The organism is Rhizobium sp. BK316 (assembly GCF_014193695.1).
Taxonomy (GTDB): domain Bacteria; phylum Pseudomonadota; class Alphaproteobacteria; order Rhizobiales; family Rhizobiaceae; genus Rhizobium.
Map to the genome: position 1 here is coordinate 1,788,028 of NZ_JACHZR010000001.1, position 13,821 is coordinate 1,801,848.

Annotated in this window: 13 protein-coding genes; 10 read left to right on the top strand and 3 right to left on the bottom strand. The window is 53.8% G+C overall.

Going from position 1 to position 13,821, the window contains the following annotated elements; all coding sequences use genetic code 11:
• The first annotated feature begins 25 nt into the window (after positions 1 to 25).
• Genes FHT87_RS08055 through FHT87_RS08065 form a run of 3 tightly spaced genes read left to right on the top strand, consistent with a single transcriptional unit; the run spans position 26 to position 3,551 of the window.
• Positions 26 to 1,105, top strand: coding sequence for a nucleotidyltransferase family protein (locus FHT87_RS08055; RefSeq protein WP_183727012.1), 1,080 nt, complete (start codon positions 26 to 28; stop codon positions 1,103 to 1,105).
• Positions 1,106 to 1,125: 20 nt separating this feature from the next.
• Positions 1,126 to 2,391 carry a polysaccharide biosynthesis protein gene (locus FHT87_RS08060; RefSeq protein ID WP_183727014.1) on the top strand — a complete coding sequence of 422 codons (1,266 nt, stop codon included), beginning with the start codon at positions 1,126 to 1,128 and terminating at the stop codon, positions 2,389 to 2,391.
• A gap of 5 nt (positions 2,392 to 2,396) precedes the next feature.
• Positions 2,397 to 3,551 carry an aminotransferase class I/II-fold pyridoxal phosphate-dependent enzyme gene (locus FHT87_RS08065; RefSeq protein ID WP_183727016.1) on the top strand — a complete coding sequence of 385 codons (1,155 nt, stop codon included), beginning with the start codon at positions 2,397 to 2,399 and terminating at the stop codon, positions 3,549 to 3,551.
• Between the two features lie 23 nt (positions 3,552 to 3,574).
• On the opposite strand, the gene FHT87_RS08070 is transcribed toward FHT87_RS08065, so the two are convergent.
• The 3 genes from FHT87_RS08070 to FHT87_RS08080 form a co-directional block, all read right to left on the bottom strand.
• Complete coding sequence (locus FHT87_RS08070; protein WP_183727018.1) at positions 3,575 to 4,963, bottom strand: hypothetical protein; 1,389 nt, start codon at positions 4,961 to 4,963, stop codon at positions 3,575 to 3,577.
• Positions 4,964 to 5,104: 141 nt separating this feature from the next.
• Positions 5,105 to 6,121, bottom strand: coding sequence for a Gfo/Idh/MocA family oxidoreductase (locus tag FHT87_RS08075; RefSeq protein WP_183727020.1), 1,017 nt, complete (start codon positions 6,119 to 6,121; stop codon positions 5,105 to 5,107).
• An 84-nt stretch (positions 6,122 to 6,205) separates the two neighbouring features.
• Positions 6,206 to 7,006, bottom strand: a complete 801-nt coding sequence (locus FHT87_RS08080; protein WP_183727022.1) for an acylneuraminate cytidylyltransferase family protein — start codon at positions 7,004 to 7,006, stop codon at positions 6,206 to 6,208.
• A 2-nt stretch (positions 7,007 to 7,008) separates the two neighbouring features.
• Between FHT87_RS08080 and FHT87_RS08085 the strand changes: the two genes are divergently transcribed.
• The 7 genes from FHT87_RS08085 (at position 7,009) to hisH (ending at position 13,821) form a co-directional block, all read left to right on the top strand.
• Positions 7,009 to 8,052 (top strand): Gfo/Idh/MocA family oxidoreductase, encoded by a 1,044-nt coding sequence (locus FHT87_RS08085; protein ID WP_183800854.1) that lies wholly within the window; start codon positions 7,009 to 7,011, stop codon positions 8,050 to 8,052.
• Positions 8,053 to 8,069: 17 nt separating this feature from the next.
• Positions 8,070 to 9,233: a UDP-N-acetylglucosamine 2-epimerase gene (gene neuC / locus FHT87_RS08090; protein WP_210277792.1), complete on the top strand. Its 1,164-nt coding sequence runs from the start codon at positions 8,070 to 8,072 to the stop codon at positions 9,231 to 9,233.
• Positions 9,234 to 9,265: 32 nt separating this feature from the next.
• Positions 9,266 to 9,940, top strand: a complete 675-nt coding sequence (locus FHT87_RS08095) for a NeuD/PglB/VioB family sugar acetyltransferase (RefSeq protein ID WP_183727033.1) — start codon at positions 9,266 to 9,268, stop codon at positions 9,938 to 9,940.
• A 5-nt stretch (positions 9,941 to 9,945) separates the two neighbouring features.
• A complete protein-coding gene (locus FHT87_RS08100; RefSeq protein ID WP_183727035.1) occupies positions 9,946 to 10,980 on the top strand; it encodes an N-acetylneuraminate synthase family protein in 1,035 nt (344 codons plus the stop codon).
• 74 nt (positions 10,981 to 11,054) lie between these two features.
• On the top strand, positions 11,055 to 12,383 hold the full coding sequence (locus tag FHT87_RS08105) for an N-acetyl sugar amidotransferase (protein ID WP_183727037.1): 1,329 nt from the start codon (positions 11,055 to 11,057) through the stop codon (positions 12,381 to 12,383).
• Positions 12,347 to 13,171, top strand: coding sequence for an imidazole glycerol phosphate synthase cyclase subunit (locus FHT87_RS08110; RefSeq protein ID WP_246698056.1), 825 nt, complete (start codon positions 12,347 to 12,349; stop codon positions 13,169 to 13,171). Before FHT87_RS08105 ends, FHT87_RS08110 begins: the two co-directional genes overlap by 37 nt.
• The gene (hisH, locus tag FHT87_RS08115) at positions 13,168 to 13,821 is read left to right on the top strand and encodes an imidazole glycerol phosphate synthase subunit HisH (protein ID WP_183727039.1); all 654 of its coding nucleotides are present in this window, start codon (positions 13,168 to 13,170) and stop codon (positions 13,819 to 13,821) included. The genes FHT87_RS08110 and hisH overlap by 4 nt, the downstream gene beginning before the upstream one ends.

The window sequence follows — 13,821 nt, forward strand, 5'->3', positions numbered from 1 at the left end:
GATTTCGTCGGAGTAGTGGATCGGAATGACTTACATTGACATTTCCAGGGTCGTGATAGCGAAGGACGCGGTGATGCGCCTCGCAATCGAAGTCATCGACAGCAATGGTCTGAAGATCGCTGTCGTTGTCACCGATGAGGGAAAACTGACTGGAATCATTACCGACGGAGATATCCGACGGGCGCTGCTTTCAGGTCATGGATTGGATACGCCAGTTCAAGAATTTATGAGACAAAATCCTCGTTCGGCAATGCTAGGTACTGAAAAGAGCATTTTGCTTGGACGCCTCCGCCACGAGCAAATTCTTCACCTTCCTATCGTCGACGAGGCTGGCATACTGCGGGATTTGGCGTATCTCCCAGCGTTTGAACAGCTCTCGTACCAAGAGAACCAGGTGATAATAATGGCGGGAGGGCTGGGGACTCGACTTCGGCCGCTAACCGAAAATGTTCCCAAACCGTTGATATCGGTCGGCGGCAGGCCACTCATCGATATTATTGTTGATAATCTGGTGGCACAAGGCCTCACAGATATTACGCTGTGTGTGAATTATCTTGGGCATATGCTTGAGGATCATCTCGGTGACGGTTCCAAGTTTGGAGCGCGGTTCACTTTCGTGCGGGAAAAGGAGCGGATGGGAACTGCGGGAGCATTGTCTCTTCTGCCGGGGGCTCCGACAAAGTCCTTTTTCGTGATGAACGGTGACATACTCACGACGGTTGATTTTCAGGCTATGCTTGACTTTCATAGAACATCGTCTGCGGTGGCGACCATGGCGGTCAACAATCACAGCTATGAAGTGCCATTTGGTGTCGTTGAAGTTTCCGGTCGCCATCTGACCAAGTTGACGGAAAAACCCAAATGCAACTTTCTGGTCAATGCTGGGATCTACCTGCTTGAGCCCCAGGTTCTGGAGTATGTCCCGGACAGACAGTTTTTCGATATGACAAACCTCTTTGAATATCTGATCGAGCGTCAGTTGCCGGCTGCTGTTTTTCCAGTCCGAGAGCCCTGGCTCGATGTTGGGCGCCATGAGGATTTGATTAGGGCGAATGACAGTTTCGGGGATGGTGATCCCAGCAAACAAGCACCGAAATGGCCGTGATCTTAAAGCAGGAAATTTAGATGCCCATTGAAGCTCATAAAAGCGGCAAGAACAGCGAACTCGCGTTTATCGCGACCGGAAGAGAGAATTCTATCTTCTCTGAGGATATGAGGCGTTTTGAAGGGCAATTGCGAGATAAGCTCAAAGGCAAACGAGTACTTGCTATCGGAGCTGCCGGATCAATCGGTTCCGCTACGATATCCGTCATTTCGGGGTTCGAGCCATGTGCTCTTCACGTGATCGATCAGAATGAGAACGAGTTGGCGGAGTTGGTTCGGACACTCCGCTCCAGCCCAGGAGGCTTTGCCGTTCCGGATTTTCGGACCTTGCCGCTGGATTTTGGCTCTCCAGCGATGAGACTTCTTATTCATGACCAATCTCCCTACGACTTCGTTTTGAATTTTGCGGCAATTAAGCACGTGAGGTCGGAGAAGGATTCCTTCTCAATGCTGCAGATGTTTGACACGAACTTGCTCAAACAGGCTCGCCTATTACGGTGGTTGAGCGAAGTGCAGTTCAAAGGCAGATATTTCTCCGTTTCTACTGACAAGGCAGCCAATCCAAGCTCCTTTATGGGCGCGAGCAAACGCCTCATGGAGCATGTGATGTTCAGCGGCGAGGCTGTGAAGGATCTCGGCGCGGAAATTGTCTCTGCCCGCTTTGCAAATGTCGCGTTCTCAAACGGTTCGCTTCTTCAAAGCTTCCAGCGGCGCATCGAACAGGAACAGCCGCTGGCTACGCCAGTCGATACACGGCGCTATTTTGTCTCCATGGAGGAGGCCGGTCATCTCTGCACTTTGGCAGCAGTGTGCGCGCCGGGTCAACACATCGTCGTTCCCAAGCTTAGTCCCGATGAACATCTCGTTTTGCTCGAAGACGTCGCAAAGGCATTCCTCGAGCATTTGAAGCTGAAGCCAGTGATTTTCAGCGATGAAATCAAAGCGGTGCGGGCGACGAGCTTGCTTCGCGGCTCCGGTTCTTGGCCACTTCTGCTGACGCCACTCGATACCGCAGGTGAGAAGGCCTACGAGGAATTCGTCGCAAACGGTGAAAGCGTCGTGGACGGCGGGTTTGCGGGACTTTCCCTCGTCAAGTACAAAAGTGCTGCTAGCGGATCGATTGGAAGATTGATCAACAGCCTAGAAGCCCTTTTCGCCGCAGCCAGTATGCCGACTTGGCCACAGCAGATCGACAAGGATCGGTTGAAGGAGCTTGTGGCTGCGGTCGAACCGTCCTTTCTGCAGACCCACAAGCCAAGTGAAAAAACTCTGGATTCACGGATTTAGGCTCAATGATACCGCTCGCAGTACCGAACCTGGCCGGCCATGAGGCCGAATATTTGCAGGAATGCATAACGTCGACATTTGTCTCGACGGTGGGACCATTCGTCACCCGTTTCGAAGAAATGGTGGCCGCTGCGTCCGGTGCCAAATACGCCGTTGCGACATCCGCAGGGACCACCGCGCTTCATGCGGCCTTGCTATCGGTTGGCGTTGGGCGCGACGATTTGGTCATTGCGCCATCATTCACGTTCATCGCTTCGATTGCCGCAATTGCCCATTGCGGAGCGCTTCCGTGGCTTTTCGATGTCTCTCCCGAAAACTGGTCGATAGACGTAACGTTGTTGGCTAACAAACTGGAGAATGAGACGCATCGTCGCGCGGACGGCGTGTTACTTCACACGGAAACGGGGCGCAGAGTTTCGGCAATATTGCCGGTTTTCACGCTCGGTATTCCCGCCCAGATGGATGAGATTAACGAGTTGGCGAAGGCCCACTATTTGCCGGTTGTTGTTGACGCGGCCGCCGCACTGGGTACCATCTACAAAGACCGTCCATCGGGAAGTCTGGGCGCAGACTTCACGATGTTCTCATTCAATGGGAACAAGACTGTCACCGCCGGCGGCGGCGGAATTATCGTTACGGATGATCCGGAAAAAGCACGCCTCTTTCGTCATCTGACGACCACCGCCAGAGTCGGAGCCGATTACGATCACGACATGGTCGGCTATAATTACCGAATGACAAACCTCCAGGCGGCGGTTGGTTGTGCTCAGATGGAAAATCTGGGCAGATTTGTCGAAGTCAAGCGGAATATAGCACGGAAATATAGGGAGGCCTTCTCTGACCTTCCTGGAATCGCGCCTTTTCCGGATCCGGAATATGCGCGAAGCGGGCATTGGTTTTCCGGGATCGTCGTGAACAGCAGAGACCTAGGACAGTTGGCCGATATCCGCGTTCGTTTGCGGGAGGCCGGCATAGACGCCCGCCCCTTCTGGAAACCAGCCCATCTGCAGGCGCCCTATGTAGGGGCGCCGAGGACGGAAATGACGGTATGCGACAACCTCTGGCAACGGATCATGACGCTGCCATGCTCAACCGGTCTGTCGGTCGCCGATCAGGACTTCGTCGTCGACAAGGTCAGACGACAGTTCGCCAACAACTGACGAAGCTGCAAATTTTTTCGGATTTATTGCTGCTTGTGGTCCTCATGGAAGGCGTTTCCTCCGCGGCCTATGATCAGGAGTGCGAGCACGAATATCGCATTTGTCGGATGAAATATGCTACCCCATGTCATCATAAGCCAGATAAGTAGCGACAGCATCGACACCCCCCAGACGTCGTTTTTTTTTGCGTGAGTGTAACAGCGCTCGCCGAGGAAATAGAAAAATCCCAGGGCCGGTAGACCATATGTAGCGAGCAGACGCGTCGGTAGGGATACAGAGTCAGATCTTATTTGATTTGCGTTTAGAAGTTTTTCTGTTGCGCTCTGAGCCAAGCTACTTCCGTATCCCATCAGGTAGTCGCTTTGCCAAAAGATCTGCAGGTGTTGAAGCCACAGCCAGGGCCGGTAAGCTTGTCGGTAGATCGCTTCCAGCGAAAGCCCGCTCTGATTGCGCAGGAGTAACCGGGATATGAGGGGAATATCTTGTAGATGATAAAGGACGAACGGGGATAGACCGACGATGAGGATAAGTCCCAACGTCATAGTGAACGCCACCGTAACACGAAGCCTCGCATTATCAGGAAGTAGCGTCAAAACAACGGTGGTGGCGCTGAAAAGCACGAGACCGATCAGCGCTGAACGCACGAAAGACAAGATAGTGAAATAAGCTGCGGCAACAACGGTTGTGATGTTGAGCCATCGAAAACGCAGATGCTTCAACACAATCAGAAAAGCGAAAAGTGAGATGATGCCGGAAGTCGCAATGTTGGGGACCATCGAAATGCGCCATGGCCCGTAAGCGGGCGCAGTTTGGCCAGGCAAAATGCCCCAGGCATTGATATCAATTCCCTCTCGGTCTTGTGGCGGTAGCGCAATATCGCCAGAGCCGTCAGCGCCCAGTGGATCCCCGTGGTATTCGTGCATCAACCAACTGTACTTTTCGAAAGGCGGCTGCAGGACAAAGCTCAAACTGCCGAGCCCGTAAAATACCAGGATGATCACGAATAACCATCTGACGTTGATGCGCACCTCCGAGCGGCTCGCCCATGCGCTAACCCACGCGAGCAAGACAATTGGGGGAACGACACCTAAATCCCCTCTTGAGCCGAACCAGATAGACGCCGTTACACCCATGACGGCGATAGGCCTCGCACAACCAAATATGAGGTTTTCTACTGTTTGTCTGAGTCTAGGTAATGGTGCTGCAACTGCTGGCAGTGTAAGCAGCCAATAAAGCGGTTCTCCTCGCGAGACGATCCTTTCCTGCCCCATGTAAATTGTGAGTAGCAGCGAATAAGCCAGGAACAGAAGGATGTCGCCGCCGTTCTTGTACCATGCCCAGACCGATTGGGCCTTAGGGTGCATTAAGATGTCCGCGAGGGCGTTCAGTTTTCTGATACCGGTATTTTCCACTGGCCTGTCGTCCCTATCTCATCGCCAATGCGGGAATTGCGTCTCTTACGCAGATTGGTCGCGGTGCGTTTTCTACTTCTCCCCAAGGGCACTCCGAACCGAGAAGCTGAGGCACTATATGGCGGCGGTAACCCCCGACCCTCATGCAATCGGTAGGGTGTAATCTCCCGCAATGGGCTCGCCGCGCAAATCGATCGTCGCGCCCCCACGTTCGTTGGAAAGGTGGGCAGCGATAAGTAATTTCATGGCAAGCAGGCCGTGCTCCCCTGTCGGGTAGTCAGCGCCCGCAAGAAGAGCTTCGAGAACGGAGCGAGTAGGCGCGACAGCATCGGCCGGAGTAATTGTTATAGATTCGGATTCGTAAGGCATGCCATAGCGTGTTGTTGGTTCATTTCTGTATTCCTCTTTACGAACGACGAAAGAGAGAGTACCGGCCAATTCATCAACTGAGATGCGTCCATGGCGGCAATTATAAGTCACGTTCATGCCGTGCCCCTGATCGTGGGAGCAGTCCATATAGAAGCGCTTCCCAGACGGTGTTTCCAGGCGGATGCTTCCGGAGGCATCCCTAAACTGGGGGCCACGAGGATTGGCGAGTTCGTCCTTCGAAAACCAAGCAGATACTTTAACCGGATCTTCGCCGCACAGATAACGAAACATTTCAAAATAATGCGTGCCGTTCATCGCCATGCCAAAGTTTCCGGCACTTACGATAACGCTCCCAAGGCCGCCAAAAGCCTCAGACTCGATCATGGACTTCGGGAGCGTGTATTGTTCCATGAAGCGCATCTGATGATTGATTGCCAGTTTCACACCTGCGGAATTACAGGCGGAGATCATCATTTCACAATCACGCAAGTTGGTCGCCATAGGCTTCTCGCACAGGATCATTTTGGCGCCATTTCGCGACGCCCTGACGACAAGCTCACAATGCCCGGGAGCCGTTGTTGCAATGATCAGAAATTCCGGTCGGATCTGATCGATGAGTTCAATTGCCGATATGAAGCGGCGCTCTTCCGGGATCCCATACTTATTTCCGGCGGCATCGCAAGCTTCACGATTTATATCGCTTATCGCCACGATCGGAAGTTGGCATTGTTCCAAGACGCTGGCATGCCGCATTCCCATTCGTCCAAGGCCAATGAGGGCTGTAATCATGGTTTTTTCTCAGTCCGCTTTCGTGTTTGTCTGCGATCTTTACTTCACTGGATAGATACCGAAATCGAGATCTAGGCGAAAGACTTAGCGTGTTTCGGGCCATCCGAAATGATGGGCGGCAACGAAGGCAGCGACTGCGAAATCAAGTGGCGTATCGATATCGAAGCTGCATTCATCAGCCATAAGCCAGAACCCTGTCCGTTCAGTGATAGCGGGCCTTTCATCAACGATGGGTTGCCGACGCCAAGCATAGATGGATCCGTTGAGCTCATAACAATTGGGCAGATCTTGTCGACGTCCATATTGCATCCCGGGCTTTGAGAGCTCGATGCGGCCATCTACAGTTTCCTCAACAAGTGTGTAATAAGGCGAAGCCTTTGCGCGCGCCACGGACACAACGTTGAGAAGGTCGGCATTCGCTTCTAGCTTCTGGGCGGCCCCAGGAATATCCGCAGGAGTCCTTAATGGAGAGGTCGGCTGAAGATCGAAGAACATCTCGATCTCCCGCCCGGCTTCCATTTCTGCTGTGCGAAGAGCATGACTGAGAACGGGGGGCTTCGCGACAAAGTCGGTGGCAAGCTCGTCCGGCCTCTTGACGAGCAGATTTGCGCCGGCCTCCCGACCGATATCAAGATAACGATCGCTGTCGCTGGAGATCGCGACAATATCAAAAATTCCTGATTGGACAGCCTGTTCAACTGTGTGCGCAAGAAGCGGCCGACCGGCAAAAGGTTTGATGTTTTTGTCTGGCAACCCCTTAGACCCTGAACGAGCCGCCACGACACACATTTTCATTTCAATGAACCTCAGGTTGACTTGTGCCGCTCTCATAGCAGAAACGGAATAGCATTGTCCCGTGTTGATTTGTCTGACGGAAATTGACAAGGATGACGCGATCCAATCGGGCGAGGCGCCTATTCCAGATCGCCGGGAAAGATCCGGACAATTACAAAGGTATTCATGTGAACACTAAAATATGCCGTATCGCCCTCGTCGGTGCAGGAAGCATGATCGCCGAGCATGCAAAGGCTTTTGTGTCCCTGCCAAATGTCGAGCTCGTCGGTATCAGCAACAGGACAAAGGCCAAGGCTCAGGCGATCGCCAACAATTGGAACATTCCGATTGTGAGTGATGACCTTGATGAAATGCTTGCCAGCACCCGGCCCGATTTGGTGGTGATGGCAGTATATGAGCCGGCCATTTTTGAAGTTGCAACTCGAATATTGGCGCATCCCGTTGACGTCTTCATGGAGAAGCCGATCGGCTTGAACCTTGAAGAAGCGCGTGCGCTTCACGGGCAGGTAAAATCTTCGGGCCGGCGTGCGTGGGTTGGTCTCAATCGGCGCACACTTGCTTCCACACGGACCGCGCTTGCAGATCTTTCTGCAAATCCTGGCCCTCGCTTTATCTATGTTCAGGACCAGCAAAGTCTCGAAACCGCGCGGGCCATCGGCCACAATTTGGCGGTGGTCGACAATTGGATGTATGCTAACTCAATCCATCTCGTTGATTACTTAATGACTTTCGGCCGCGGTGGCGTGACTGACGTAAAGATATTGCAACCGTGGAAGGCCGGCGAGCCGGGGGTTGTGCTTGCGCACGTCAGTTTCGCCTCGGGAGATCGCGGTATCTATCAGGCTGTATGGAACGGTCCAGGACCTTGGGCCTGCACGGTTTCCGCGCCGCATAGGCGATGGGAGATGCGGCCTCTCGAAAAGGCGATATTTCAAAATGCAGGCGAGCGCAGCCTAAATGAGGTTCAGGCTACAGAAGCAGACCTGCAATTTAAGCCAGGCTTTCGAGTGCAAGCTGAAAAGGTGCTGGGTGCCTGGCGCGGGGAAAATACGGGAGCAGCAACGATCGACGACGCATTGGCGACGACTGAACTCGTTGCCACGATCTACGATCTCGGTGACGAGGTGATACGGTGACTAAACCCCGGATATGTGTGACGACCGGTACAAGGGCTGATTACGGCCTCTTGTATTGGCTCATGCGTGATCTGCACGACGATCCGGATTTCGAGTTGCAGATTGCCGTGTCCGCCATGCATCTGTCGCCGGCATTCGGAGAGACCGTTCGCTTCATTAGGGCCGACGGTTTCAAAATCGACGCTGAAATACCTTGTCTTGACGATGATGATAGCGACGCCGGCATGGCACGCGCCTTCGGTCGCGCCATTGACGGCTTTCGCGGCGCATTCGAACAGCTCGAACCCGATTTTCTGGTCATACTGGGGGACCGATTTGAGGCGCTTGCGGCTGCGACTGCTGCAACGTTTCTTCATATCCCTATTGGCCATATTCATGGCGGCGAAGTAACTCTAGGTGCCATGGACGATACCTTCCGGCATGCGATTACAAAAATGGCGCATGTTCATTTCACGGCTGCCGGACAGTACGCTGATCGAGTGATTCGGATGGGTGAGGCGCCGGAACGAGTATTCAACATTGGTGCGATCGGCCTCGATAATTTCAGGCGGCTTTCCATACCCGATAGATTGGAACTGATGCGAGAACTCGAAATCGAGCCGGAACGCGATTATGTGTTGATGACCTACCATCCGGCGACGATGGATTCTGCGTCGCCTGTTGCTGCCCTGGAGCATGTCCTTGAGGCACTGCAGTCTTTTCCGGATTTGGCCGTGATCATTACGAAAGCCAACTCCGATCCAGGTGGCCGGAAAATTAATGCGAGGCTTGAGACATTTCATTCCCAACACCCGGATCGGGTCAGGTTGGTTGCATCACTAGGCCAGTTACGCTACCTCGCGGCGATGAAACATGCGAGCGTAGTCCTCGGTAATTCATCAAGTGGCCTCATTGAGGCTCCTGCAGTGGACGTCCCAACTGTTAACGTAGGCCCACGGCAGCTGGGCCGGCTGAAAGCGATGTCCGTCATCGACACGCTCGAGGAAACCGGGGCAATCGTAAGGGCCATGACCGAAGCAATGTCGCCCGCTTTTCGCGATGCCATTAAAGACAGCGCCCCTCCTTATGGCAGGCCGGGTGACGCTACCGGTTTAGTATTGTCAGCTCTTCGCAAAATCGATTTTGCCCGGCTGCTACAAAAGCCCTTCTATGACCTCCCCGACCAGGCCCCGAAGGAGTAGTTTTTGATTGTTCATCGGATCCGTCAACGTCTATGAAGCTTCCATTGCCAATATTCTGGAAGAAGAAAAAGCCTTCGCTGCTCGTTGTGGGGGGAGGCGGACATGGTCGAGTTGTCCTTGAAGCAGCCTTAATGAACAATCATTTTGCTCGTGTGGTGGCCGTCGATCCCAAGGAACATAAAAACTGGTCGCTACAGATTGCGCGCTGCGTCGAAGACGAGAAGGAAGTTGTGCGCGATAATGAAACGTGGGTATTTGTTCCGGCGGTAGGAAACGCTGTCCTGCGCCAGAAATTGTTCAATGCCTATCTGGCAAAGGGATTTGCGCCCGCTTCGATCATCCATCCGGCCTCCACAATCAGTGCTTCAGCGCGGTTGGGTCGAGGGGTCGTGGTGCTCGCAGGTATTGTTGGTGTTCAGGCAACGATTGGTGATGGCGTCATCGTTAACAACGGAGCAATCGTCGAACATGACTGTGTGGTGGGCGATTTCTCGCATCTTGCACCGGGCGCCGTGCTAGCTGGAGGTTCATCCTTGGGCAGCGGTTGCTTTCTCGGAGCAAATAGTTCTGTCCGGCACGCGACGGCTATCGTAGGCAATGTAACTGTCGGACACGGAGCGGTGGTTACGCGCGGTATTGCTGCTCCGGGTGTTTACGTGGGTAACCCGGCAAAGCTTATGTCGGATTCGAAAAAAGTCTTGGAGTAAAAGCAGTGACGGTGAAGAATCGTTGTTTCATTATCGCTGAGATTGGCGTCAATCATAACGGTAACCTGGATCTCGCCCGCAAACTTATCGATGTGGCGGTGGAGGCGGGCGCAGATGCTGCCAAGATTCAAACGTTTAAAGCTGAGGATTTGATCGTCGCAGGTACCAAAACCGTCGAATACCAGCGCCGGAACGGTGCCGAAGATGATCAGTTCAGACTACTTAAATCTCTTGAACTGTCTCACGATCAGCATCGCCAGCTTGTCGAGTACTGTGCCCTGAGGGGTATCGAGTTCATGTCGACCGGCTTTGATATTGCGTCGCTTCAATTCCTCGTCGAGCTGGGAATTAGGCGGATAAAAATTCCATCCGGCGAAATCACCAACACTCCGCTTGTAGAGGTTGCTGCCCGGACTTGCCTTCCGATCATCATATCGACTGGAATGGCGACTCTTGACGAGGTGCGAGACTGCATTCGGGCTGTAAGGGATGTGTGGCAAGCGCTAGGGCACGACGGCGATCTATGCGTTTTGCATTGTACGACAGCGTATCCGACCGCGTTGTCGGACGTAAACCTGGCGGCCATGCATACAATGCAGAAGACGCTCGATGAAAAGATAGGTTACTCCGATCATACCGCTGGGATTCTTGTGCCGCCTCTTGCTGTGGCGGCAGGCGCGCGCGTCCTAGAGAAGCACATTACACTAGATCGCAGAATGCAAGGCCCCGACCATGCGGCATCGATCGAGCCTGGGGAGCTCAAGCGAATGGTGTCTGAAATCCGTCTGATTGAGACCGTTTTGGGCGATGGCGTCAAAGCTCCGAAGCCCGTCGAACTGGCTACGCGCGCGCTTGTGCGCAAGGGGCTGAAATTTGCGGCGGAGTTTCCAAAGGGTCATGTTGTCTCGGCGGCCGATTTTGTCTCGCTTCGTCCCGAAACCGGTTTGCCACCGGCTCGCTTGAAGTCTCTCGTCGGCAAAACACTCGTCAAGGCGGTCGCCATTTACGATGCTGTGGAAGAAGAGCACTTCGAATTTTAACCGAACTTACCTTCTTGCGCGAGCAATTCATAACCGTTAACCAACCAGCAATTCGAAATAATAGGATGACGGCAATGCGTTTTATCCACTCAGATCCGCGCACCGACGAGCTGGACCTTTCGAAATACCGATTGGACAAAAGCAATCCGGACACCCTTTACGGATTGCCCCAGCATGTCGCGTTCTGCTCTCGATGCGTGATCTCCAACCAACGCCCTAACTCCACGATTGAGCACAAGCATACCAAGGACAGCAAGAAACAGACGATCAATTTTGATTCCGACGGTGTTTGCGACGCATGTCGGGTGGCGGAGCAGAAGGACGGCAATATCGATTGGGAAGCGCGGCGCCGGGAATTGCAGGTGCTGTGTGACAGATATCGCTCGCGGAATGGCCACTATGACTGCCTGGTGCCCGGTTCGGGCGGCAAGGACAGCTTCTACCAATCGTGGATGCTGAAATACGAATTCGGCATGAACCCACTCACGGTAACGTGGGCGCCCCACGTCTATACCGAATGGGGCTGGCGCAATTTCCAGCGCTGGATCCACTCGGGTTTTGACAACTACCTTCTGACGCCCAACGGCCGGATAAAGCGCTTGATCACACGCCTTGCGGTGGAGAACCTGTTCCATCCATTCCAGCCGTTTATTTTCGGCCAGAAGTCATATGCGCCGAAAATGGCGGCGCGTATGAACATACCTCTGATCTTTTACGGTGAGAATGAAGCGGAGTACGGGAATCCGATCGCGGATATGACATCTGCAAAACGCGACTATTCCTATTTTTCGACTTCGGATGACAGTGAGATCTTTCTCGGCGGCACGTCCATTCAGTCGCTGATCAACGACTATGGTGTTCGAGCGCCGGATCTCGATGTCTACCGTCCTTCCAATCCGGACGAACTGCGGGAGAAGGGTATCGAGGTTCATTATCTCGGTTACTATCTTAGGTGGCATCCGCAGTCGGCTTACTATTTCGCTGTCGAGCATGGTGGTTTTGAAGCGTCGCCCGAGCGGACGCCCGGCACCTACTCGAAATACAATTCGATCGACGATCGTATCGATGATCTTCACTATTATACGACGTTCATCAAATTCGGTATTGGTCGCACGACCTACGACGCTGCGCAGGAAATTCGATCCGGTGACCTGGAACGCGAAGAGGGCGTGGCTCTCGTCCGACGCTACGACGGCGAGTTCCCCGAGCGTTTTGCCGATGAGCTGATGGAATACCTCAGCTTGCCGGAGAAGGAATTCCCCGATGCCTCAAAGCAGTTTGAAGCGCCGATCATGGATCGTGCCTATTTTCATGCGCTGTCGAACCGCTTCCGGTCGCCTCATCTTTGGGCCTATGACAATGATGGATGGAAGCTGCGCCGCAGCGTATTTACCCAGAACTGAGTGTCGGGAATATGAACATTCGCCTTATCGCACGTCTTGATGTCAAGCTGCAGCACCTGATTAAGGGTGTGCAAATGGAGGGCTGGCGTAAGATGGGCAACCCTGGTGAACGAGCGAAGCTCTATTATCATCAGGGCGCTGACGAGCTCTTGTACATGGATGTTGTTGCAAGCCTTTATGAGCGCAACAATCTGACGGACATCGTTCGTGAGGTGGCACAGGAGGCGTTTGTGCCGATCACTGTCGGAGGCGGAATAGGCGATCTCAAGTCGGCCAAGCAACTGCTTGACGTCGGTGCCGACAAGGTGGCGGTAAATACGGCTGCGACCAAGCGGCCCGCAATATTACAGGAAATTTCCGATACCTATGGCTCCCAGGCGATGGTTCTTTCCATCGAAGCAAAGCGGCTGCCGCAAGGTGGTTGGGAAGCGATGACGGAGAATGGGCGCAACCATACCGGGCTGGACGTCGTCCGGTGGGCTGTGAAGGGTGCGGAACTTGGCGCAGGCGAGATCCTCATCACGTCGATTGATCGCGACGGTACGATGAAGGGTATGGATACCGAACTCATCAGAGCCGTCACGCGAGAGGTCGACATTCCCGTAATTGCTTCCGGAGGCGCAGCAGTCGGCACCCATGCAACCGAGGCTGTCCGGTCGGGCGCGACGGCTGTCGCCTTCGCGAAGGCCCTTCATTCCGACTCAACTGATTTTGGGAAATTGCGGCAAGAGCTAAAGCAGGTTGGAATACCGGTTAGAACACCAAAGAAGGTAGTGGTCGGCGTATGAACCAATCAGTAGTTGTCGTTGATTACGGCATCGGTAATGTTTTCTCCGTTTGCAACGCTCTCAAGCAGATTGGCGCTGAGCCGCAGTTGACGCGCGACATCCCCACAATTCTGCAGGCTGAACGAGTAATCCTGCCTGGTGTGGGCGCCTTTGGCCGTGCCATGGATGCATTGCGGGGCTTTGGTCTCGACGAGGCCCTCGGCAGTTACGTCGCGACAGGCCGTCCTTTTCTTGGGATCTGCATCGGCATGCAAGTCCTGATGGATTCATCGCTGGAGTTCGGAGCCCATGCGGGTCTGGGTTTTATTCCGGGAACGGTAGAACGCATTCCGTCGGTGGATAAGGCTGGCGATCCTTTGCGTGTGCCGCATATTAGCTGGAGCAAGGTGAAACCGGCGACGGGCGTTCTCCCGGAACAATGGCAATCTACGCCGCTCTCTGGCGACGAGGATCACCAGGAGTTCTATTTCGTTCATTCTTATCATTCGAAGCCGAGCGATGCTTCGAACCTTCTCGCCGTCGTTGATCACGGAGGCAACGACGTGACCGCGGCAATTACGAAGGACAATATTGTCGGCGTGCAATTTCATCCTGAGCGCAGCGGTTTGGCGGGCCTGAATCTCCTCGGAAGGTTTATGGGATCTCTTTAA